This window comes from Brevibacillus porteri, from assembly GCF_003013475.1.
Classification (GTDB): Bacteria; Bacillota; Bacilli; order Brevibacillales; family Brevibacillaceae; genus Brevibacillus; species Brevibacillus porteri.
Map to the genome: position 1 here is coordinate 322,632 of NZ_PXZO01000001.1, position 22,702 is coordinate 345,333.

Here is a 22,702-nt window from a genome sequence, read left to right on the forward strand (position 1 = left end):
TTTCAGCAAAAAATTCTTTATGATCAGCATAGCTTCGCCCACTGGGAACGAGCTATGCTGATTGATTATACAAAGAAGAAGTAAATGGGGGCGAGTCTATGAAAAAACAGAAGATGCTAGGTTCAATGCTGGCAAGTATCCTGAGCGTTGGCCTCATGCTTACAGGCTGTTCATCGGGTACAGAGCAAGGTGCGGCAGGAACTCCGACTGCGAAGGAAGCTCCGGCAACAGATCAGACGCTGGTGATTGCACACCAGTCAGACGCAAACAATCTAGACCCGCACTTTATTTCAGCGATCAATGCAGCGAGTGTGGTCCATCATAAAGTGTACGAAGGCCTCGTCCAGCGAGATGATAACATGGCATTCAAACCGATGCTAGCCACGGAATGGAAGCAGTTGGACGATGTCACCTGGGAGTTCAAGCTGCGTCAGGGAGTTCATTTCCACGATGGTACGCCGTTTAACGCCGAGGCGGTGAAAGAAACATTCGCACGGGTCCTCGATGAAAAGGTCGCCTCTCCACGCGCGTCTCAGTTCAAGATGGTATCGGAAGTCAAGGTAGTGGATGATTACACCGTACATTTCAAGCTAGCCTACCCGTATTCCCCATTACTGTCGATCCTCGCCAACCACGAAGGCAGTATCATTAGTCCAAAAGCAATTGAGAAATACGGCAAGGACCTGAGCAAACATCCCATCGGTACAGGGCCGTTCGTATTCGAATCGTGGACACCTGGCCAAGAGATCGTACTCGTGAAAAATGACAACTACTGGGGAGAAAAGGTAAAATTCAAGAAGGCCGTCTTCAAAGTCGTACCAGAGGACACGACACGCGTAGCCATGGTCGAGACGGGAGAGGCGCATATCGCTGAACCATTGCCGGTGACAGAGATTGACCGTGTCAGTAATTCCCCTCATATGAGCTTGTACCGGACAGAGGGCTTGGGGACAGACTTCATCGGGTTCAATACCAAGAAAAAACCGTTTGACGACGTCCGTGTTCGCCAGGCGATCAACTATGCGATTGAGACCGATGCGATCATCAAAGGTGTGTACAACGATGTCGGAACGAAAGCGAATTCTGCAATGAGTCCGAAGGTTCTGGGATACGATGAGGGGTTAAAGGGATACGAGTTTGATCCGAACAAGGCGAAGGCCCTGTTGAAAGAAGCAGGTTATCCGGACGGCTTCAAGACAACCTTGTGGACAGGCGATCGCAAGGAACGAATTAATGCCGCGGAAGTGATCCAGTCCCAGTTAAAGGGGATCGGCATCGAAGTAGAGGTAAAAGTGCTTGAGTACGGAGCTTATTTAGATGCAGAAGACAACGGTGAAACAGAGCTGTTCATCAGTGGCTGGGGCAATGCCACTGGCGACGCTGACTACAACCAGTACAATCTGTTCCACTCTAGCTCTTTGGGCAAAGGCGGAAACACAACATTTTACGTGAATAAAGAAGTGGACAAGCTGATCGAAGAGGGGCGCCGCCAGCAGGAGACGGAAAAGCGCAAGCAAATCTATGCAAAGGCGTTGGAGATTGAAAAGCAAGAAGCACCAATCGTCCCAATCCGCAATCTTGAGCATGTCGCTGCAATCAGCAAAACCATCAAAGGCTTCTGGATCAGCCCTTCTGGGTACATGATGATAAACGGCATTACGATTGAATAACGCAAACATTTAGATAGAAAAGGATGGAGACGGAGCATGAACGAAAGCTTGTGGATCAAAAATGCGAGTCTGGAATGTGGTTATACAGAGGCGAATGGCATTGTCACGGGAACAAAGACGGGGCGTTTTCATGTCTTGCTCACAGACGGTCGCGTGGAGAAAATCGTACCTGCTTCGTTGGATATACCTGGTGGGGTATCTGTATGGGATGCACAAGGTCTACTGATGCTTCCTTCTTTCCGGGAAATGCACATTCATTTGGACAAAACATTTTATGGAGGTCCGTGGCAAGCTGTTCTTCCTGCTCCTAATCGTTTTTTTCGAATCGAACAAGAGCAGGAACTGTTGCCTCGGCAGCTTCCCGTCGCCCGTGAGCGTGCAGAAAAGCTGCTGGAGTTAGTGCAATCGCACGGTGCTACTCACGTGCGAACCCATTGCAACATTGACCCGGTCATTGGGCTGAAAAACCTGGAAGCCACATTGGATGCATTGGCAACTTATCGTGAAAAACTTTCCTGGGAAATTGTCGCGTTTCCCCAACATGGTTTGCTGCGCAGTGATTCTGTTTCCCTCGTTCGCGAGGCGATGAAGCATGGAGCTGGTCTCCTCGGTGGTGTCGATCCTGCCACGTTTGACGATGATATCGAGAAATCTCTTGATACGATGATGGACATAGCGGTAGAAGCGAATGCGGATGTTGACTTGCACTTGCACGAGCCTGGACATTTGGGTGTTTATATTATGAAAAAACTGGCTGCTATGACGAAGGATGCGGGATGGCAAGGTCGAGTCACTGTCAGTCATGCTTACGGGCTAGGAGAGGTTCCGACTGCTGTGGGAGAAGAGGTTGCGGAGCTTTTTGCCGAGCAGCAAATCGCTGTCATGTCAGCTGTGCCCATTGATATGCCGACTATCCCGATTCCATTGCTTCATGCCAAAGGCGTCCATGTTGGATTGGGCAATGACAACATCACCGATCACTGGGACCCATTTGGAACCGGAGATATGCTGCAAAAAGCAAACCGTTTGGCTGAACGGTTCCGTTGGATTGATGAGCGATCTCTATCGCGAGCACTGGGATTCGTTACAGGTGGCGTGACTCCACTGGACCAAGTTGGGAATCAGGTTTGGCCGAAAGTCGGAGATGAGGCAAATGCGGTTTTCGTCCGTGCCAAATGCTCCGCCGAGGCTGTGGCTAGACTATCTCCGAAGGAAGCGGTGGTTTTCTCGGGCAAGATGGTTTGGCAGAAAGATTCATAAGAATAGTAAGCGCAATCCGATCTTCTCCAGAAGGTCGGATTTTTCATGTTATAAAAGTGGCTGTAGTGAAGGAAGAAGCGCATTTCCAGTCTACGCTTCGGCGTCCGCCTCGCAAGGGGGATTGACTGCTCGCTTCGGAATAAAAGCTGAAAACCCCCACCATTCATTCCTGCGCTGGGACGGGCTCCAGAGGCGCTTGGACTGGAAATACACTTCTTCCGGCGTAGCTTTTTAACATCTTGAAAGGCAATACAAGATGATAAAAGATTGCTTAACTAACCATAAATAATTTTAATATTAAATCCATTCATTAGAATGCTAAAAAAGGACAATCATGAATAACCTTCAATCATTTTCTTGTTGCCCTTCATATACAGATCGGAAAATCAGTAAAAGCAACGCCAAAGAAGCGTGTTTCCAGTCACAGCGCCTCTGGAGCCCGACCGAGCGGAGGGATGAATGAAGGGAGCGATTTTAGCTTCAACGTGCGAATACATCATTGAGGCTACCACTTTTGAAGCGGCTCCCGTCATTCATGCCGGAGCGGACAGTCATTACCACTTGTGGGGCGTAGGCCGAAGCGAAGACTGGAAATACGCTTCTACACCGAAGCAACGAAATAGAGTATCTTTTCATATTTTTCCATCTGCGTGAAATTAAATAAAAGTAAAAATATTATAAATTGATGTAAAGATGCTGAAAGGTTCGATTGAAACTCTACCGTATAATGCAAATAAGAAATACATTCAGAATTTTCGACAGTATTCTACAGGGGGTAGACACAAATGAAGAAAACGCGCATGGTCGGTTCCTTGTTGGCTCTGACATTGACGGTTAGTGTTGCGCTGACTGGATGTGGTGGTGCAAGCTCGGAGCAATCCAGTTCGACAAATACAACTGCTGCAGAAGCTCCGAAAGAAGGGGGAACCCTGATTGTAGCCCGCAAAGCAGACGCCAACAATCTGGACCCGCATTTCATCTCCAATATTCCTTCGGCAAACTATGTGTATGGAAAAGTATATGAGAGCTTGGTTTCTCGCGATAAAAACGGCGAGTACAAGCCTACACTCGCTACTGAATGGAAACAGCTCGACGACCTGACATGGGAGTTTAAGCTTCGTGAGGGCGTTACGTTCCACGATGGTACACCGTTTACAGCAGACGCTGTGAAAAAGACGTTCGAACGTGTACTCGATCCAAAGGTTGCATCACCGCGTGCATCCAACTTCTCCATGATCAAAGAAATCAAGATTGTGGATGACAAGACTGTACATTTCGTGCTGGAGTATCCTTTTGCACCGCTGCTCTCCATCTTGGCTAGCTCAGAAGGAAGTATCATCAGCCCGAAAGCAATCGCAGAGCATTCCGATACATTGGCGAAGCAGCCAGTGGGAACCGGGCCTTTCAAATTCGCATCGTGGGCACCGGGCCAAGATATGAAACTTGCAAAAAATGATACCTACTGGGGTGAAAAGCCAAAGGTAGATGAAGTATTGTACAAGGTCGTTCCAGAAGATACGACCCGTGTAGCGATGATCGAAGCAGGCGAAGCGCACATCGGCGACCAGCTTCCTGTGACAGAAGTAGAGCGCGCACAGGCATCTCCTGGCATGAACATGGTACGTGCAGAAGGCTTGGGTGTGGATTATATCGGCTTTAACGTGCAGAAGAAGCCATTTGATGATGTACGCGTACGTCAAGCTGTCGCGCATGCTATCGAAAAGCAAGCCATTGTACAAGGGGTATACAACAATGTAGGGACACAAGCGGTTTCCTCGATGTCGCCAAAAGTAATTGGCTATAACCCGAATCTCCAGGATTACTCGTATGACGTCAATGCAGCAAAAGCACTGCTCGCAGAAGCAGGTTACCCGAATGGCTTCAAAACGTCCATCGTGACAGATGACCGTAAAGAGCGCATGAACGTAGCAGAAGTCATCCAGTCACAGTTGAAAGGTATTGGCATTGATTTGGAGATCAAAGTCATGGAATACGGTGCGTATCTGGAGCACACAGACAATGGTGAGCATGCGATGTTCATCGGGGGCTGGGGCAATGCAACAGGGGATGGCGACTACAACCAGTACAACGTCTTCCACAGCACTTCGAAAGGCAGCGCAGGTAACATGGCGTTCTACAACAACCCAGAGGTAGACAAGCTGATTGAAGAAGGACGTCGCGAAAAAGATGCGCAAAAACGTAATGAAATTTACGCAAAGCTGCAAGAAATCGAGCTGAAGGAAGTACCGATCCTTCCCATCCGCACGATTGACCATGTGGCGGTTACATCCAAGAATGTAAATGGCTTCTGGCTGAGCCCTGTTGGCTACTTGATGCTGGATGAAGTATCGATCAACTAATGGTGATAGAAGGGATGGCGTTTGTCGCTGTCCCTTCTTTCGTCCATAGAGAGGAATTCACGATCTGGACCGGGAATGTAACTTGGGGAAAAGAAAAGCGCAAGAGACAAGTCATGGGGTGGAAAACATGCAGGAAGAGCAGCTAGACATATTTGACGAAGCAGGACAGCACATCGGGGTAGAAGCGCGTAGCGAAGTACACCGCTTGGGGCTGTGGCACCAAACCTTTCACTGCTGGATTTACCGTGTAGTAGATGAGCAGATCGAATTGTTGTTCCAAAAAAGACATCCACAAAAGGATACTTGTCCGAACTTGCTCGACATTACCTCTGCCGGTCATCTTCTCGCTTCGGAACAGCCATGTGACGGCGTGCGGGAATTGGAGGAGGAGCTGGGCTTGTCCGTGGGCTTTGAGGAATTGGACAAGCTAGGCGTGATTCGTGATGTAACGGTTGCACCCTCCATCATTGATAAGGAAATGTGCCATACCTTTTTGTATGAATGCGATCAACCCTTACGTGCGTACCGTGTACAGGAAGAAGAAGTCACGGGGCTGTTTTGGGTCAATCTGCAAGAGCTCGAGCGGTTGTTTGCGGACGAAATCGGGCAGATATCGGTGATTGGATTTTTGCTATTGGAAAATGGTGAGCAAAAAGATACAGCGATGATCGCGTCAAAACCTGACTTTGTTCCACATGAAGTGCATTATTACCAGCAGGTGTTTGCAGCAGTGAAACTACGCGCAGCCAATCGATAACCCTGATCGGAAAAACAATGCCTCGCTTGTCATCGACAAGACGAGGTTTTTCGTTGGGCGAGAAAGATTGGCGAAGACACGTTCTCTAATGTGATATACTAGACAATGCTTTTTCACTGCTCGCAATCATGCGTAGAGAGAGGAGATCGAGATGAGACTACAGATTATGATTGCCCTAATGCTCTCGACATTCCTTGCTGCGATGGAAGGAACGATTGTGAGTACAGCCGTACCACGCATTACGAGTGATTTGGCAGGCTTTGAACAGGTGAGCTGGGTATACGCCATCTACATGCTTGCCACTGCCGTATCTGCTCCCATTTACGGCAAGCTGGCTGATTTATTTGGCCGAAAAAACGTATTGTTAATCGGTATCGGTATCTTTTTGTTAGGTTCCACGCTCTGTGGAGTGGCGACGTCGATGTGGCAGCTCATTGTTTTCCGTGCCATTCAAGGCTTGGGTGCAGGTTCAGTCATGCCGATTACGATGACTATCATCGGAGATTTGTACACCGAGCAGACTGCCAGAGCAAAAGCGCAGGGCTGGATTAGTGCTGTATGGGGACTTTCCGGTGTGGCAGGTCCGTTGGTCGGAGGATTTTTGGTCGATACTCTGACGTGGCGTTATATCTTTTTTCTTAACTTGCCTTTTGGCCTCGTATCGTTTTTCATGCTCGTCTTCATGTATAAGGAAAAGCTTGCCGTCAAAGAAAAGCGTCATATCGATTATCCGGGCGCGCTTATTTTTTCGGTCGGGACCATCGCTTTGTTGTATGCCTTGTTAACAGGTAGCCAAAATCAATCATGGACCAGTCCGGTGACGATTTCCTTGATCGTATTTGCATTGGTGAGCTATCTAATCTTTGTATCAGTGGAAAAGAAATCGCCTGAGCCGCTGATTCCGCTTTCGCTTTTTACCAATCGAAACGTGACCATGATCAATTTGCTGACACTCTTGACCAATGGAATTGTCATCAGCATGGTGGTTTACTTGCCGATCTGGAGCCAGGGAGTCTTGGGAGAAAGTGCGACAATGGCTGGCTTTGTCCTGACACCGATGCCGGTTTGCTGGACGATCGGCTCTATCCTTGCAGGGAACTTGTTAGGCAAGCTGCGAGCTGAACAGTTGTTTGTCGCAGGAACTGCCGTTCTGACGGTAGCGACAACATTGTTGAGCTTCCTGTCCGCTCAGTCAGCGGGATACCTCATTTATGTGGCTGTAGGCTTAATTGGTTTGGGAATGGGACTCATTTCTCCGATCATCATGGTAAAAATTCAATCGTCCGTTGCAGTCGACAAGAGGGGCACAGCGGTTGCCCTCAATACGTTCACGGGTACATTTAGCCAAACCTTCGGGGCAGCTGTATTCGGAATGTTGTTCAACATGGTGACTGTAGCAAGTGGTCATGCGAATTTAGGGGCCTCGTTTGAACAGGGATCGATTCCAGTGGCACAGCTGGCACAGATCCGAGACTTGTTGGCTAGTGGTGTTCATGTAGTCTTCACAGGCACCTTAGTGCTTGCGATAGCCAGCTTTGTTCTGACGCTTGTGATCGCAAAAGGAAACCGAGTCAAACAGACACACTAAATTCAAAGACGTCCGCCGAGTGCGGGCGTTTTTCAAATAATTGGTTACAGTTTTCCAAAAAATACAAACTACATATTGCCAGTTGGTACATTCATCGATACTATTTTCCTAGATGCCCAAATTCTTGCGGACAGGAGTGCATGGGACGATGGAGGAGATTCGACCAGTTTCCATTGACGATATCGATGAGGTCGTTAGGATTGCAGCGATGAGCTACCCTGGAAGCAATCTACTGGGTGCAGAGAGCAGACAGCGATTTGCCGAACGCGTAAGGGAGACGATCGAAAACGACCCACATGTCAGCTACCACGGATGCTACCGTGATGGACGAATAGTGGGGATTATGAAATGGTACGATTTTCCTATGAATGTTCACGGCACACCGCTTTTGACTGGCGGGATTGGGCTGGTCGCCGTAGACCTTTTGCATAAAAAGGAAAAAGTGGCCATGTCGATGCTGCGAGGTTTTCTTTCCAGCTATCGGGAGCGGGGAATCTCGCTGGTCTCTCTCTATCCGTTTCGTGTTGATTTTTACAAGCAAATGGGTTTTGGAGTAGGGACCAAGGTTCACCAATACAAGTTCAAGCCGTCCAGCCTGCCGTTTGTAGGCAAGGACAAAATCGTCTATATAGGAAAAGAGGACATAGAAGAACTGTCTGCTTGTTATCATCGAATCGCCCGTCAAACACATGGCATGATTAAGCGAACAGAGCGGGACTGGGACAGACTCCTCGATGTTCCAGAAATGATTGTCGTCGGCTACAAAAAGGACGGAAGGTTAGAAGGCTATCTTGCTTTCCAGTTCCAGGGCGCCCATGAAAAAAACAAACTCTTCAACAACATAGAAGTAAGAGAGCTTCAGTATGAGAACCGCGAAGCACTCGCGCAATTGCTCTCTTTCCTTCGTAGTCAAGCCGATCAGATTCAACGGATTGAGTTCACGACGCCGGATGAAGACTTTCACATGTTGTTATCTGATCCGGGTAATGGAACGGATACAATGTTGTGGAGCATATATCATGAGAGTCATGCATCTGGAGTCGGTCTGATGTATCGGATCATTGATGTGCCGGGATTTTTCCGTCAGCTGTCCCACCACCATTTTGGTTCGGAAACGGTAAATGTGAAGCTGACGATCCGCGATTCGTTTCTGCCTGAGAATGAAGGAACATGGCTCATCAAGTTTATCGATGGTCGTCCGGAACTAGGGGAGGCAGTGGAGCCTGACGTTGCGGTGCAGCTAGATATTTCGGATTTTTCTTCACTCGTGATGGGGGTAGTAACTGCCCACAAGCTGTATCAATACGGCCAATTGGAGCTGGATGCTCCAGAAAAGCTTCCCATTTTGGATAGGCTGTTTGCTGTTCCCGAGAAGCCGCGATGTGTGACTACCTTCTAAACAAGAAGGTTTGTCACGTTTTTGACACATTTGGTTATCTTATTTTGCTTCCTCCCATATGTTGTTAGTAAATGGGAGGAGGCAGGTTATATGATCTTTCTTACACTGGTTATCTTTTTTGCGTTTCTTTTGATTGTTTGGGTGGTCGTTAGACTCCTCTTCCGGCTGGAAAAGCATGATTCCATCACACATGATGAGAGAGAATTATGGAATCGCTTTCAGGTGAAAGAGCAGGAGATCAAATACCGAAAGCCCAAAAAATAAAAAGAAAGGCGCCAAGGTGACAGGCGCTCTTTCTTTTGCGTATTACCCACTATGAGAAGAGAAAGAAGGAGAAGACAATGCCAGGTAGATCAGAGGGGCATCAACGTGAATTTTTTCGCTTACGTCTAGAATACGCCCTCTGTGCAGACATGACTATTGTGCTGATCAAAGGGAAAACCATGGAGATTGGGAGCACACAGGTATTGATCGAGGATATCGGAGCAGGTGGACTTCGATTTCTCTCTCATCTCAAAATGCCAGCCAATGACCAGCTCGTTCTGCAGTTTGCGACGGAATTGTGCGGACAGGCTCTGAAAATGTACGGCCACGTCGTTCGCACGATTCCGTGGGAAACGGACTATTACGAATACGCCGTACGTTTTACAATGGAAGAGGAACAGCATCTGGAGATCAATCGTATGATAAACCGCTTGGCGATCCGCTATCGGCAAAACCGGACATCAACAGAGGGGCGTTTCTATAAAGGCGATCGCCTGGCATTTTTAAAAGAGCTAGCCCAAGCAAGTCTTGCGATGCGAGCAAGTGAAGCATAGACAAAAAGGCTTTCTGTTGTGCAAATACACAACAGGGAGCTTTTTTGTTTGACACAAAACAAACGCAGTGATAAGTTATCTATAATAAATCAAACGATTAAAGGTTGTGTTTATATATGAGTCTTCATGAAGCATTTTGGAGCGCTTCCCTTCAAGAATGGAAGCAAGGTTACATCGAACAAGACGAACATTATATGTGTTTGCTCTGTGGGGAACAGGTGGAGAAAGGAATTATTTATCCAGTGGAGGGTGCCCTGTACGAAGCGTCCCGCTTTATGCGCCATCACATCGAGGCTGTGCACGGTTCTGTCTTTACTCACTTGAGCCAGTTGGATAAACGATTGACGGGCTTGTCTGATCATCAGGTTAATTTGCTTCGCCTCTTTTACCAGGGCAAGACAGACGCCGAGGTTCAAAATGAAATGGGGATCGGCAGTGCATCAACGATCCGTAATCACCGCTTTGCACTCAAGGAAAAAGAACGTCAGGCCAAGGTATTTCTGGTCATGATGGAGTTATTGCATGAAGCGGATAAACATCAAACGACCAACGATGCCAGATCAAGCAAGCAAAAGAATACCTCGAAAGATGGCGATGCCGCAGAGTATGCCGCGATCGTAAAGAAACTCTTGCCGAATGGACTATCAGGTCGATTAGAACGATTCCCGCGCAAGCAAAAGCATAAACTCATCTTACTCGAAGAGATTTCCAAAAAATTTGAGCTCGATCGTTTCTACACGGAGCGGGAAGTGAATGAGATTTTGGAAGGTCTCTACGACGATTATGTGACCTTGCGGAGATATTTAGTCGATGTTGGTTTGATGGATAGACAGGCTGACGGCAGTCAATATTGGCGGATCGCAGTGGAAAATGAAGGAGAGGAGCGAGGGGCGCAACAGATGAATCGCAAGCAAGAGCTCAAGCAGATGTACAAGGAAGTAGAAACCGATGCAGGCGTTTATCAAATTAAGAACAAGCAAAATGACAAAGTGTTCATCGCCAGCACGAATAACTTAAAAACGATCAACGGTAGAAAGTTCATGCTTCAGCATGGTTCGCATCCTAATCGTGAGCTGCAAAAAGACTGGGATAAATACGGTTCGGACGCTTTTGAAATCGAAGTATTAGAGAAGGTTGAGAAGAAAGACCATCCGTATTTTGATGGGAAGGATGCACTGGAAAAACTCGAAGATAAATGGATGAAAAAGCTGGCGCCATATGGTGATCGAGGCTATCACGTGCAAAAAGATCCGTCCTAGTCTCGTCCATCATCCAGCATATGGAAGCGCTCCAAGTGATCCCACAAACCTTCCTTATGCAAAATCTGAATTTGTTTTTCACCAAGTAAATCAAAATGTGGGAAGGGTGCTCGGTTATGAATGTAGACAGGATCGAGTCCGTTGGCAAGGCACCAGTCTGTCAGTAACGAATAATTGGCACAGCCTACTTTTGTAACGGTTTTGATTCCAGGAAACCGTGGGTCCAGCCAATAGTGGGTGAGAAATGCCAATTCGCCTCGACTAACGGCTTGCTTCCAACGGTTCAGTTCGTCTCGTGTAATCCCAAATGCCACTCTTCCTCATCCTTTGCAAAGCGGTCGTGTTTCTCACTCATTAATAGCATGGAATGGTGTAAACGTCAAAAAGACAGGTCTCCCCCGGGGATAGCCGACGGAAACTGTCTTTTTGTGCTTGGTTGCTTACCGAACTCCAGTAGGAAGCTGAGGTGGGATGTAATTCAACTCTTCATCCGCAGTGATGTAATCGGTGTTGACCATGAGGAGCAAATAGCGTTTGCCGGTTTGCGGATCGCTGATAATGATGTGGTCGCGGCCAGCTGTTTCGAGGACACCACGGAAAATTTTGGCGTTCCATTGGCTGTTGTTTTCAAACGTTTGGTACACCGTAATGACTTTGCCTCGATTCAGGCGAAGGATGTTTTCGATGTACGATTCTTCCATCACTTGCCCAGGAGTAATGGGCATTCCAGGAATCAAGGCTCCGCTTGGCTGCATCGGAACCAGTTGAGGTTGCTGCTGCTGAATCATCTGCTGCTGTTGCTGAGGCATACCGTATGGATACTGGGCGGATGGGTACATGTCGTAGCCGTATTGTTGTTGAGGGAAACCAGTGTAAGGCATTTGTTGACTCATGATGAACTCGCTCCTTTATCTATCTAATCCTTTTAATAGACGCGTGGACAATCTGCTGGTGTTGGAACGAAGAAGCAGTGTGCCTTATAGCGACCGGAGTTTTGTTGATCCCACCAGGTAGGAGGACAGTTTCCGGCAGGACGGTAGAACCACAATGCGTTGCTCGCGGGGCGGGTTTTCTCTCCATTGACTGCGCGCTGTGCCAGTCGTTTGTCTCTTTCCCTGGCACGTTGATAGAAATACGGCTTCTGGATCGCTTCGAATCCTCCCGGAGATTGATAGACCATGTCACGCATGCTGCGAATGTTTTTGAAGTCAAGGCAGTTACCTAAAATCCGATTTACCCCAACGTTGCCAACCATCAACATGCCCAACTCACCTTCACCCTCAGCCTCAGCCCGAATCAGTCTGGCAAGCATATCGACATCGCTGGAGTTCGCTTTAATGACGGCCATTGCTTCACCTCCTTCCACAAAAATCACAATAACAATATATGGGCGAATAATAGATTGGTGATTGGCCCAATAAATTTTTCATCAAGTTGACGTTTACGTAAACGGCAGTTACAATCATTTTGTTCGGTAAATTTAGAATTTTATAAATGCAAGTGAGGGGCGCTGGACATGAGCAGAGAAGGAATACAGAAGGATGAATCGTGGACCATCTCTGATCTCGCTCAACAAGTAGACGTAAGCACCCGAACGATTCGGTACTACGAAGAGCTCGGCTTGATTTTCCCCAGTCGGACAGAGAAGGGAAGCAGGTACTACAACCGAAAGGATCGTGCCAGGCTGCGACTCATTCTGCGAGGAAAGCGATTCGGATTTTCGTTAGATCAGATTCGCGAGATGATTGAGCTGTTCGACGAGGACCGTACAGGTCGTGCGCAGCTTTTGCGAACGATTGAGTACGGCAACCAAAAGCTGGCTGAGATCGACGAGAAAATCATGGAACTCCGACAACTGAGAGAAGACATTCTCGTCTACAAGCAAAACTTTGAACAAAAATTGCTTGAAGAAAACGAGGAGGAGAAACGATGAATGTATCAGCTCTGCTCGCAGAAAACGGAAGGAAATACCCTGACAAGTCCGCGCTGATTGCAGGAGATGTAGAGGTCAGCTTTTCCCAGTGGGACACACGTTCTACTCAGTGGGCTTGCCATTTGCAAGAGCTTGGCATCGAGCAAGGGGATCGGGTTGTCATGTTGATGCCCAATTGCCCGGAGTTTGCCATTTTTTACGTCGCCGTCATTCGCAGTGGTGCCCTCGTCGTACCGATCAATGCGCGCTCAACCCAAGAAGAAGTACGACATATATGTGAACATGCCGGAGCAAAGGCACTTCTTGTTCACGATGCCCTCGTGCCTATCGTGAATGAGTGGGTCCTGCAAACGTCACAGCTTGTGGCAATCAAAACAGGTGCGAGCCAAGGGAATTGGCATGGAATCGCTGACTGGGATGCCAGTGACGTGTCTTTCGAAAAAATGAATACGCTTTCTTCACAGTCGTATTTGGCGAACATGAACGAAGATAGCGAGGTTAGCATCCTGTATACATCTGGCACGACTGGACGCCCTAAAGGGGTGCTCTATACACATAGAAGCTTGATGACTGTCGCGAAAATGATGTCGATTGAGCTGACGATGACACATCGTTCGCGAATTTTGCATTTGATGCCGCTGAGTCATTCGGCTCCCCTCCATCTCTTTTTCATTGCAGGGCTCATGCTTGGCGCCACCCAGGTAATGGCCCTGACCTTCTCGCCGCAGCTTCTCTTGGATTTGGTGCAGCAGCATCGAATTACGCATTTCTTCGGAGCGCCAGTGGCGTATTTGCTGACGATGAAGCACCCAGAGTTTACGGCGTACGATTTGTCTTCCATCGAATATTGGATGTATGGCGGGGCTCCGCTGTCCAAAGAGATGGCTTCGCTTATGGAAGAAGCATATGGACGCGATAAACTGGCGTGCGTCTACGGCTTGACGGAGGCAGGGCCGACCGGAATGTGCCTCTTACACAGAGAGCATCCGGACAAAATCGGCAGTTTAGGCAATCGTGGTGTATTGTTCGTCGAAATGGAGGTTGTTGACGAGCGGGGAGAGCAATGCGCCAGTGGCGAAGCGGGCGAAATTCGCTTGCGCGGAGAAGGGACAATGAAAGGATACTACAACAATCCAGAGGCTACAGCAGAAACCATAAGGGATGGTTGGGTGTACACAGGCGATATTGCACGCGTAGATGAGGATGGATTTCTGTGGATGATTGATCGCAAAAAAGACGTGATGATTACGGGCGGGGTAAACGTCTACCCCAAGGAAATCGAGCAATTGTTAGAGCGTCATCCGTCGATTGGTGAGGTAGCTGTTGTAGGTTTGCCGCATCCTGAGTGGGGTGAGACGGTTACGGCCTATGTGGTACTGAAACCAGGAGTCGATACCAATCGAGAGTGGCTAAAAGAAATCCAAGGCTCTTTGCGTGGTCATCTAGCCGATTACAAGCTCCCGCGACAGGTGAATATCGTTCCTTCATTGCCGCGGAACACGAGCGGAAAAGTCCTGAAGCATGTACTACGTGATGTTAGTTCCCAAAAGGAAGTGGAACTGCGATGAGTGATTTGCAAACGAGCATTGATCAGCGAACATACAGCGATAACATCCCGCACCCGCGTACGCCACAGGCACAAAACTTTTTCAAAGAAGATCCCAACCTCGATTACTTGCTGCAACGCTATCTCCCTGCTTCCATGCATGAATGGGCCAGACAGCAGTTGAGCTGGCTAGGGGCGCAAGTGGGAGGCCCCATCGATGAGCGTGCCGCCTATACAGACAGAGAAGGCAAGCCGAGATTGCGCAAGTACAATCGGCTGGGTGAGGATATTTCTGAGATCATTACCAATGAAGGCTACAAGGAAACAGTAGCAGAAGTTTACGGAGCAGGCATCGTCAGCTACTTGTATCAAGACATTCCTGAGTTGGGGAGAAAAGCGCCGTACAGCTATTCCTTTTTCATGGGCTATCTCGTGAGTCAGTCTGAGCCGGGTTTCTATTGCCCTGTCACCTTGTCGATGTCAGCCGCTTATTTGATTGATCGTTACGGCAGCGAAGAACAGAAGGAGCAGTACCTGACAGGACTGACCTCTCGCGATCGTACTCGCTTGTATGAAGGAGCTACTTGGCTCACAGAGAGACAGGGCGGTTCGGATGTCGGTGCGAATTTGACTGTAGCAGAGCCAGTAGCAGATCGACCGGGTGTGTACCGATTGACAGGAGAAAAGTTTTTTGCGAGCAATGCTGGCGCATTTGTTGCCACTGTTTTGGCGAGAATCGATGAGGAGAAGCCGGGGACAAAAGGGCTCGGACTGTTTTTGGTGCCTTGGATAAAGCCTGACAACGAACGCAATCACATTCAGGTCCGCCGCCTAAAAGATAAGCTGGGTGTTAACGCCGTACCATCTGCGGAGATACTGTTGAACGGGGCAGAGGGCTATTTGATCGGGGAGCCGGAGAACGGCTTCAAGTACATGGCAGAAGCCCTGAACCTCTCTCGCATTTGCAACGCGATTGCTTCGATTGGGATCATGCGTCGAGCTTTTTATGAAGCGAGGTATTATGCCGAGCAACGTCGTGCATTCGGGAAGCCAATCGATCAGTACCCGATGGTAAAAGAAATGCTGGTGAGCCTCTTATTGGATACGGAGGTGAGCACGGGTGCGGTGTTTGATATGATTGCTGTTTATGATCGCTTGCAGTCTAATTCCGCTAACAAAGAGGATAACGCGCTTGCTCGCCTGCTGATTCCTTTGCTGAAATACCGCACAGGGGAAGAGGCTGTCGAATCGACCCATACCGCAATTGAAATTCATGGCGGTAACGGTTATATCGAGGAGTACGTGACGCCGCGTCTATTGCGTGATGCGCAAGTTTTGACCGTATGGGAAGGCACCTCGAATATACTCGCACTCGATATTTTGCGTGTGATGCAAAAAGAAAACAGCCACGAAGTGTTTTGCAGATTGCTTCGGGAGCGCATAGCTGGCTGGAAGCATGTCTTTTCGCAGCCGTACGCCGAGTTGATTCGGACAGAACTGGCCATCCTGGAGGACAATATCGCCTATCTCATGCAACAGACCCACGATTATTTGACGTACAAATTAAAAACGCTCGCGGACCATATGGTAGATTTGTACACCTTATCATGCATCGTCAGTGAAGCAGAGGATCAGGTGACAGGGGAGGGAAATGCACGAAAATACATTTTGGCAAAGCTGTATGCCGAAAAGTATTTCCAATCACAAGAAAAACGGGGGATTCAAGCCGATTCTTTGCTGGATGTACAGTTCTTTACCCAACTGATGGAGTATCAGTCTGTCAGCGTAGAAGAGTGGACCCAACAGTCCGCCATTGTTCCGACCCGATAATCAAAAAGCGCCTTTAGACCACTTGTTGAGGTGGCGAAGGCGCTTTTGATTTTTACGCATACCGCTTGCGGCGCATACTCCAAATGAACCAGATCGCAGCAACCCCTGTTGCGACCGCCAGCAGAGTGATCTCAAAGTATTCATCGATCAGAACCTTGGCGTGTTTTCCATATAAATAAAACAAGGTGCCAATCAAATAAAACTTCAATCCCCGCCCGATGATCGCATAAAACATGAGCTTGGTCAGCGAGTAATTGAATACACCGGAGAGCACAGTGAAAACCTTGAAAGGAATGGGGGTAAAAGCTCCGATCAGTACAGCAGCATCCCCGTTTTTTGCGAATTTTTCCGTCGCTACGATCACCCATTTTTCAGGGAGAAGCTTGTGCAAAAGTGGTTTTCCTAGCCATCTCCCCAACAAAAATCCGATGGGAGCGCCGAGGACGGAAGCAGTAAAGGCTACTGTTGCAAACTGAATCGCTGAGCCTGGATCGAGCAGACTCATCGCAATTTGCATAAAAAACGGAGGAATCGGACTAATAAATGAGTCCAAAAATGCCATGGCAACAAGTCCCCACATCCCATATTGCATGAATAGCTGTGTGATATGTTCGAGCATGAGCATCTCCTTAGAAGGTTTTTTCTATTGTAGCTATCCTATGCCAGTTTGTCCAAAGAAAGACCACAACTGAAGGTAGATGTCGAGAGGGAAATTAAGGAAATGGGACAATTGGCCCATCAATGGGTTTCCAAAATATCCCGAAGATAAGTTGGTATGGAATGTCATTACGAAAGGGATATCTTTTACATGAAAATGCCATTATCAATCAAAGTTATTCAAGGGTTTATGCTGTTGCAAGTCATCGTATTGGGGGGACTTTATTTTGTGGTTTCACAGGTAGATCCGATGAACTTGAATCACTGGGCCAGTAAAATGGTTTTCAGCGTTGTGACTATGCCAGAAGATATGTTAGATCAAAGCTATGTGTTAGGAAGAATGCAAGGAAGATTAATGCTTCCGCTAATCATCACGACTTTATTGTTCATCTTCATACAGATGAGGTTTTTCAAGTCGGCGATTGTCTGCATAAGTCTGGCGATTTTACTGGATATAAGCAACGGAGCTTTCTTGATTGCAATCGTGTATGTAACTCTTCTTTTGGTTGTGACCCACAACAAACAATCGAAGGCATATTTTAATCGGAATCATCATCAAGTTACCCAGGCGGTTTCAAAATGAGTGGTCCAATGAGCTTATCCTAGGTCGAATATTGATATTGAAGTCCTTGTTTTTTCATTGACGCTAGGAAAGATTATCCACTAAAATGTAGGGAAACAGGACAAACATCATGGGAGGAACCAATGAAAACATTGGGTTCGGGAAAAGCCGTTTTCTATGCGCCAAACGGGACTAACTTGCAATTGTCAGGGGAAATTGACGTACGTGGTGATCGGGTATCCATAACAGAAATCATTTATTTTAATGGCCAACCAAACGGAGCGCGCGAAACGAATTTGCCACTCGCGCAAACGGTGATTTACTGGGAGCCAGAAGTATACGAACAGATCGGATATGAAGAACAATAAGAATAATGGCGATTCCAAGCCCTGTCTCTAGCAGGGTTTTTTCGCGTATGGCAGCGAATCTGCCAGCACCTCAGGCTATAGCCGATGTCCCGGTATTGTGATATGATGTGGGATGGAATTTACGTATGGTACAAGGAGTGATCCTTATGATCGATTCTATATTGGAACGTGCTCTCGCAGGTGAACGACTGGGTCTTGAAGATGGTCTGGCTTTGTTTGCGAGCAATGAAATCGAAAAGATCGGACATTACGCCAATCTGGTCATGCAAAAGCATCATCCAGAACCGATTGCGACTTTTGTTATTAGCCGCAACGTCAATTACACGAACGTATGTGACACCTATTGCCGTTTTTGTGCTTTTTATCGAGCGCCAGGCTCTTCGGAAGGATACGTTCTACCCAGAGAGACTATTTTCCAAAAAATTCAAGAGACCGTAGACGTAGGCGGTACGGAAATCTTGATGCAAGGCGGTACTAATCCGGATCTGAAGCTGGATTATTACACCGACCTGTTGCGCGCGATCAAGCAGCGCTTCCCGCAGATTACGATGCACTCTCTGTCTGTAGCGGAAGTGATGAAAATCGCGGAAGTTTCCAACATGTCTGTCGAGGAAGTGCTGAAAGAGCTGAAGGCAGCGGGTCTCGATTCCTTGCCGGGAGCGGGTGGCGAAATCCTCGACGATCGTACACGTCGAAAGATTTCCCGATTGAAAGGCTCTTGGACTGAATGGATTGACACCCAAAAAGCCGCACACCGTGCAGGGTTGCCTGGTACTGCTACCATGGTAATCGGTTTTGGGGAAGAGATGGAGGAGCGCGTACTGTCCCTTTTGCGCATTCGTGATGCCCAAGATGAGACAGGCGGATTCAAAGCGTTCATCGTCTGGACATTCCAACCGGACAACACCAATATGAAGGCAGTCAACAACACGCCAGAGGAATACTTGAAAACACTGGCAATTAGCCGCCTCATGCTGGATAATATCGAAAACTTCCAATCTTCCTGGGTGACGATGGGCCCGCATTACGGCCAGCTTTCTCTCTCTTACGGAGCGAACGATTTCGGCCAAACAATGATGGAAGAAAACGTTGTTTCCGCAGCGGCATGTACGTACAAGGTCAACACGAACCAAATTTTGGAGCTCATTCGCGGAGCAGGCAAAATCCCTGCACAGCGCAACACACAGTATGACATTCTGCGCGTTTTCAAAGACGGCGAGATGTCAGAACGTGATTTTGTCATGCAAAACTAATAACCTCCAAACGCTTCTCTGCCCCTCCCAACAAAGGGAAACCGGCAGGGGAGCGTTTTTTGGTTTTTTATTCAGGAATTTTTTACCTGCAACCTTCCCTGAGTTTCCAATCGTTTAAAAGTATATCGCTCCTGACGGGACATATACTGTAACTACAATGGCGGTTGGGGGGATGGTTATGCAGACGTTTCGCGTATTGCTGGAGAATGTCCCTGAGCATTGTGACACGTATCGGGCTATCGTAAATGAGATGAAGGAGCGGGTCAACACTGCACCGGTGCGCATTACATACAGGGAGCAAGAAGAGAATGGATACCTCTTGTTCTACTTTCAAAGCTGGTGTGAGACTGAGTATGACGCGCAGACCATCGAGTGGGCGAGAGCCTTCGTTGCTCTTACATTAGCCGAATGGGTCATTCAGGTGAAGGAACCGAAAATTATGGAAGAAATGGCCGCTGACTTACTCGCTGCCGAACAGATGGAGACCGAGTGGGCAGAGATTTTTCCTTATATTCAACGCATGTGCCAAGAAGTCGAGCTTGATGGAAGGGAACTGTTAACAGCTACGACACGCAAGGCAAACGTCTATCGCAAAGTTTTCACCTATCTGGAGTGGGAGAGAACGATCAACGTCTTGGGCTTCGTCCGATTTCGACTGCAGGAGCATTGGAATGAGCTATTCGAGCTCGTGGAAACTGGCATTGATGAATATCTGGAAGACAAGCAATACCAAGAGTTTGTCGAGTTGTTGCGCTATTTCATCGCAGTACAGGAAACGAAGCAGGAAATCGTTCATGTCGTTCCTAGTGTGGACAAACCTTTCCATCTTTATGACAAAAAAGGGGATCGTCTTTGGCTTGAACAGTTGGATACCGTTCTGAACATGGATGAACAAAAATGCAGGGACGAGGATTATTTGGTCAGTGCTTTGGTTACACTGGCTCCTGAGAGTATCGTGCTTCATATGGCTTCGGAAAAGCCTGGGCTTGCACAGACGATCCGCAGTATTTTTGACAGTCGGCTCGTTACTTGCCACTCTTGTTCGCTTTGCCTATCCGAGCGACGTGTACTTGACGGGAATAATCCCTCTAAACTATAATAGCAACAACAACTTTACATCGCTTATAAATACGATGAGAAGGACACGGACAATAGTAAGGACGCTCTAGAGAGGCGGGCCACAGGCTGGAAGCTCGCTGCGAACTGTTATTGATCTACCACCTTCGAGTAGCTGCCGGGAACGAAGCGTAGGCTTTTACTATCGGTATGCCGGTTAAATACCGTTACATGGAATGAGGAGTCTGTTTTTGTGAACAGACTTGAAGTAGGGTGGTACCGCGAGAACACACTCGTCCCTTTTTGGGATGAGTGTTTTTTTATTTTCTCAACCAAACAAGATACAGGAAGGAAGAATCCGCAGTGGCACAAATTCATGTTACTTTCCCAGATGGAGCCGTTCGTCAATACGACGCTGGGATTACTATCGAAGACATCGCAGGCTCCATTAGCTCTAGTCTGAAGAAAAAGGCAGTAGCTGGTAAAAAAGACGGCAAGGTTGTCGATTTGTACACAGAACTCACAGATGACGCAGCGATTGAAATCGTTACCCTCGATTCTGCTGACGGGTTGGAAGTATACCGCCACAGTACAGCTCACTTGCTCGCTCAAGCGGTAAAACGCATTTACGGCGCTGAAGTGAAATTCGGAATCGGTCCTGTAATCGAAGATGGCTTTTACTACGACATGGATATTCCGGTTTCCCTTTCCCCAGAGGATTTGGGCAAAATCGAAGCGGAAATGGAAAAAATCGTGAAGGAAGACCTGCCGATTCGCCGCAAAGTCGTAAGCCGCGAAGAAGCAACTACGATTTTCCAAGAACTGAACGATCACCTGAAGCTGGAGCTGATTCGCGACCTGCCAGAGGATGCGATTATCACGCTGTATGAGCAAGGCGAATTTTTCGACCTCTGTCGTGGTCCGCACTTGCCGTCCACTGGCTTCATCAAAGCATTCAAGCTGATGAGCGTAGCAGGTGCATACTGGCGCGGTAAAGCAGAAAACCAAGTTCTGCAACGCGTATACGGTACAGCTTGGCCGAAAAAAGCAGACATGGATGAATATCTGCACTTCATCGAAGAAGCGAAAAAGCGCGATCACCGCAAATTGGGTAAAGAACTGGGACTGTTCATGTTCTCCGAGGAAGCACCAGGCATGCCGTTCTACCTGCCAAAAGGCTTCACTGTTCGCAACGAGCTGGAGCAATTCTCCCGCCGTCTGCAACAATTGGCACAATACACAGAAGTTCGCTCTCCGTTCCTCATGAACGAGCGTCTCTGGAAAGAATCTGGTCACTGGGATCACTACAAAGAGAACATGTACTTCTCTGAAGTAGACAACGCGACTTACGCCTTGAAGCCAATGAACTGCCCAGGTCACATGCTGATCTATAAAAACGAGATGCATTCCTACCGCGACCTGCCGATCCGTTACTCCGAGTTCGGGCAAGTTCACCGCCATGAGTACTCCGGTGCATTGAACGGAATGCTGCGGGTACGCACCTTCTGCCAGGATGACGCGCACGTATTTGTCCGTCCTGATCAGATCGCGAGCGAAATCAAAGGCATGATCACTTTGATTGACAGCATCTACAAGGTATTTGGCTTCGAATACAGTGTGGCTCTGTCCACTCGTCCGGAAGATTCCATGGGCTCTGATGAGCTGTGGGAAGCAGCAGAAAGCTCTCTGAAAACAGTGTTGGATGAGCTCGGTATGGCATATGAAATCAAAGACGGAGACGGTGCGTTCTACGGACCGAAGATCGATTTCCAAATTACCGACGCGCTGAAACGTCGTCACCAATGCGGAACGATCCAGTTGGACTTCCAAATGCCTGAGAAATTCGACCTGACTTATGTTGGTCAAGACAACGAGAAGCATCGTCCAGTTGTCTTGCACCGTGCGATGTACGGCTCCATGGAGCGCTTCATTGGTATCCTGATCGAGCACTACGCAGGCGCATTCCCGATTTGGCTGACTCCCATTCAAGCACGCATCATGAACATCAGCGAAGTGCACATGCCATACGCGGAACAAGTAAGAGAAAAGCTGCAACAAGCTGGCATTCGCGTAGAGCTGGATGGCCGCAATGAGAAAATCGGCTACAAAATCCGTGAAGCACAAGTTGAAAAAATCCCGTACATGCTGGTCATCGGTGAAAAAGAGGTGGCTGACGGTACATTGTCCGTCCGCAAACGCGGAGTGGGCGATGAAGGCGCGATGACAGTGGATGCGTTTGTAGAGAAAATCCGCGCTGAAATCAATGAAATGAAGTAAAAGCGTATAGAAGTAGAGCCGCCCAGAAGTTTCGGGCGGCTTTTTTCATTATACGTTTACTTGGAAAAAAGAACGGGAAAAGGATGTAGGGTAATTATAGATATGGACA

The 22,702-nt window shown here is 48.0% G+C and carries 22 protein-coding genes and 1 other annotated feature; of the genes, 18 read left to right on the forward strand and 4 right to left on the reverse strand.

From position 1 onward, the window contains the following. Positions 1-98 precede the first annotated feature (98 nt). The 10 genes from C7R92_RS01540 to C7R92_RS01585 all read left to right on the forward strand — a co-directional run bounded on the left by C7R92_RS01540 (position 99) and on the right by C7R92_RS01585 (position 11,111). Entirely contained in the window at positions 99-1,670 is a 1,572-nt protein-coding gene (locus tag C7R92_RS01540; protein WP_106832985.1) for a glutathione ABC transporter substrate-binding protein, read from the forward strand. A gap of 36 nt (positions 1,671-1,706) precedes the next feature. Beyond that, entirely contained in the window at positions 1,707-2,930 is a 1,224-nt protein-coding gene (locus C7R92_RS01545; protein ID WP_106832986.1) for an amidohydrolase family protein, read from the forward strand. A gap of 459 nt (positions 2,931-3,389) precedes the next feature. Next, entirely contained in the window at positions 3,390-3,584 is a 195-nt protein-coding gene (locus C7R92_RS01555) for a hypothetical protein (protein ID WP_106832987.1), read from the forward strand. A 131-nt stretch (positions 3,585-3,715) separates the two neighbouring features. Next, positions 3,716-5,290: a glutathione ABC transporter substrate-binding protein gene (locus tag C7R92_RS01560; protein ID WP_106832988.1), complete on the forward strand. Its 1,575-nt coding sequence runs from the start codon at positions 3,716-3,718 to the stop codon at positions 5,288-5,290. A gap of 127 nt (positions 5,291-5,417) precedes the next feature. Next, entirely contained in the window at positions 5,418-6,047 is a 630-nt protein-coding gene (locus C7R92_RS01565) for an NUDIX hydrolase (RefSeq protein WP_106832989.1), read from the forward strand. Positions 6,048-6,198: 151 nt separating this feature from the next. Continuing rightward, positions 6,199-7,635: an MDR family MFS transporter gene (locus tag C7R92_RS01570; protein ID WP_106832990.1), complete on the forward strand. Its 1,437-nt coding sequence runs from the start codon at positions 6,199-6,201 to the stop codon at positions 7,633-7,635. Between the two features lie 148 nt (positions 7,636-7,783). Beyond that, on the forward strand, positions 7,784-9,034 hold the full coding sequence (locus tag C7R92_RS01575; protein ID WP_106832991.1) for a GNAT family N-acetyltransferase: 1,251 nt from the start codon (positions 7,784-7,786) through the stop codon (positions 9,032-9,034). A gap of 90 nt (positions 9,035-9,124) precedes the next feature. After that, the gene (locus C7R92_RS32195; RefSeq protein WP_007728597.1) at positions 9,125-9,298 is read left to right on the forward strand and encodes a hypothetical protein; all 174 of its coding nucleotides are present in this window, start codon (positions 9,125-9,127) and stop codon (positions 9,296-9,298) included. A 77-nt stretch (positions 9,299-9,375) separates the two neighbouring features. Then, positions 9,376-9,852 carry a PilZ domain-containing protein gene (locus C7R92_RS01580; protein WP_106832992.1) on the forward strand — a complete coding sequence of 159 codons (477 nt, stop codon included), beginning with the start codon at positions 9,376-9,378 and terminating at the stop codon, positions 9,850-9,852. Between the two features lie 116 nt (positions 9,853-9,968). Further along, the gene (locus C7R92_RS01585) at positions 9,969-11,111 is read left to right on the forward strand and encodes a DUF2087 domain-containing protein (protein ID WP_106832993.1); all 1,143 of its coding nucleotides are present in this window, start codon (positions 9,969-9,971) and stop codon (positions 11,109-11,111) included. On the opposite strand, the gene C7R92_RS01590 is transcribed toward C7R92_RS01585, so the two are convergent. The 3 genes from C7R92_RS01590 to C7R92_RS01600 form a co-directional block, all read right to left on the reverse strand. Beyond that, positions 11,108-11,425, reverse strand: coding sequence for a hypothetical protein (locus C7R92_RS01590; protein ID WP_106832994.1), 318 nt, complete (start codon positions 11,423-11,425; stop codon positions 11,108-11,110). The two genes, C7R92_RS01585 and C7R92_RS01590, sit on opposite strands and share 4 nt — an antisense overlap. Before the next feature lie 126 nt (positions 11,426-11,551). Continuing rightward, on the reverse strand, positions 11,552-12,004 hold the full coding sequence (gene gerQ / locus C7R92_RS01595) for a spore coat protein GerQ (RefSeq protein WP_069845602.1): 453 nt from the start codon (positions 12,002-12,004) through the stop codon (positions 11,552-11,554). A gap of 32 nt (positions 12,005-12,036) precedes the next feature. Then, positions 12,037-12,459 carry a cell wall hydrolase gene (locus C7R92_RS01600; protein WP_106832995.1) on the reverse strand — a complete coding sequence of 141 codons (423 nt, stop codon included), beginning with the start codon at positions 12,457-12,459 and terminating at the stop codon, positions 12,037-12,039. A 168-nt stretch (positions 12,460-12,627) separates the two neighbouring features. Here C7R92_RS01600 and C7R92_RS01605 point away from each other — a divergent pair, with 168 nt between their 5' ends. The 3 genes from C7R92_RS01605 to C7R92_RS01615 are packed head-to-tail and all read left to right on the forward strand — an operon-like array spanning position 12,628 to position 16,420. Continuing rightward, on the forward strand, positions 12,628-13,044 hold the full coding sequence (locus C7R92_RS01605) for a MerR family transcriptional regulator (RefSeq protein WP_106832996.1): 417 nt from the start codon (positions 12,628-12,630) through the stop codon (positions 13,042-13,044). Next, complete coding sequence (locus tag C7R92_RS01610) at positions 13,041-14,612, forward strand: class I adenylate-forming enzyme family protein (RefSeq protein ID WP_106832997.1); 1,572 nt, start codon at positions 13,041-13,043, stop codon at positions 14,610-14,612. Before C7R92_RS01605 ends, C7R92_RS01610 begins: the two co-directional genes overlap by 4 nt. Next, positions 14,609-16,420, forward strand: coding sequence for an acyl-CoA dehydrogenase family protein (locus C7R92_RS01615; protein ID WP_106832998.1), 1,812 nt, complete (start codon positions 14,609-14,611; stop codon positions 16,418-16,420). The genes C7R92_RS01610 and C7R92_RS01615 overlap by 4 nt, the downstream gene beginning before the upstream one ends. A gap of 52 nt (positions 16,421-16,472) precedes the next feature. Here C7R92_RS01615 and C7R92_RS01620 read toward each other — a convergent pair whose 3' ends face one another. Further along, entirely contained in the window at positions 16,473-17,039 is a 567-nt protein-coding gene (locus C7R92_RS01620) for a YqaA family protein (protein WP_017251023.1), read from the reverse strand. Between the two features lie 189 nt (positions 17,040-17,228). Between C7R92_RS01620 and C7R92_RS01625 the strand changes: the two genes are divergently transcribed. The 5 genes from C7R92_RS01625 to thrS all read left to right on the forward strand — a co-directional run bounded on the left by C7R92_RS01625 (position 17,229) and on the right by thrS (position 22,593). Continuing rightward, positions 17,229-17,660: a hypothetical protein gene (locus tag C7R92_RS01625; RefSeq protein ID WP_106832999.1), complete on the forward strand. Its 432-nt coding sequence runs from the start codon at positions 17,229-17,231 to the stop codon at positions 17,658-17,660. Positions 17,661-17,782: 122 nt separating this feature from the next. Continuing rightward, the gene (locus C7R92_RS01630; protein ID WP_106833000.1) at positions 17,783-18,007 is read left to right on the forward strand and encodes a hypothetical protein; all 225 of its coding nucleotides are present in this window, start codon (positions 17,783-17,785) and stop codon (positions 18,005-18,007) included. A 146-nt stretch (positions 18,008-18,153) separates the two neighbouring features. Beyond that, the gene (gene mqnC, locus C7R92_RS01635) at positions 18,154-19,260 is read left to right on the forward strand and encodes a cyclic dehypoxanthinyl futalosine synthase (RefSeq protein ID WP_106833001.1); all 1,107 of its coding nucleotides are present in this window, start codon (positions 18,154-18,156) and stop codon (positions 19,258-19,260) included. Positions 19,261-19,438: 178 nt separating this feature from the next. Next, on the forward strand, positions 19,439-20,359 hold the full coding sequence (gene ytxC, locus C7R92_RS01640) for a putative sporulation protein YtxC (protein ID WP_106833002.1): 921 nt from the start codon (positions 19,439-19,441) through the stop codon (positions 20,357-20,359). Positions 20,360-20,384: 25 nt separating this feature from the next. Further along, positions 20,385-20,620, forward strand: a binding site (T-box leader). A 59-nt stretch (positions 20,621-20,679) separates the two neighbouring features. Continuing rightward, positions 20,680-22,593 carry a threonine--tRNA ligase gene (gene thrS / locus C7R92_RS01645; RefSeq protein WP_106833003.1) on the forward strand — a complete coding sequence of 638 codons (1,914 nt, stop codon included), beginning with the start codon at positions 20,680-20,682 and terminating at the stop codon, positions 22,591-22,593. The last annotated feature ends 109 nt before the right edge of the window (positions 22,594-22,702 follow it).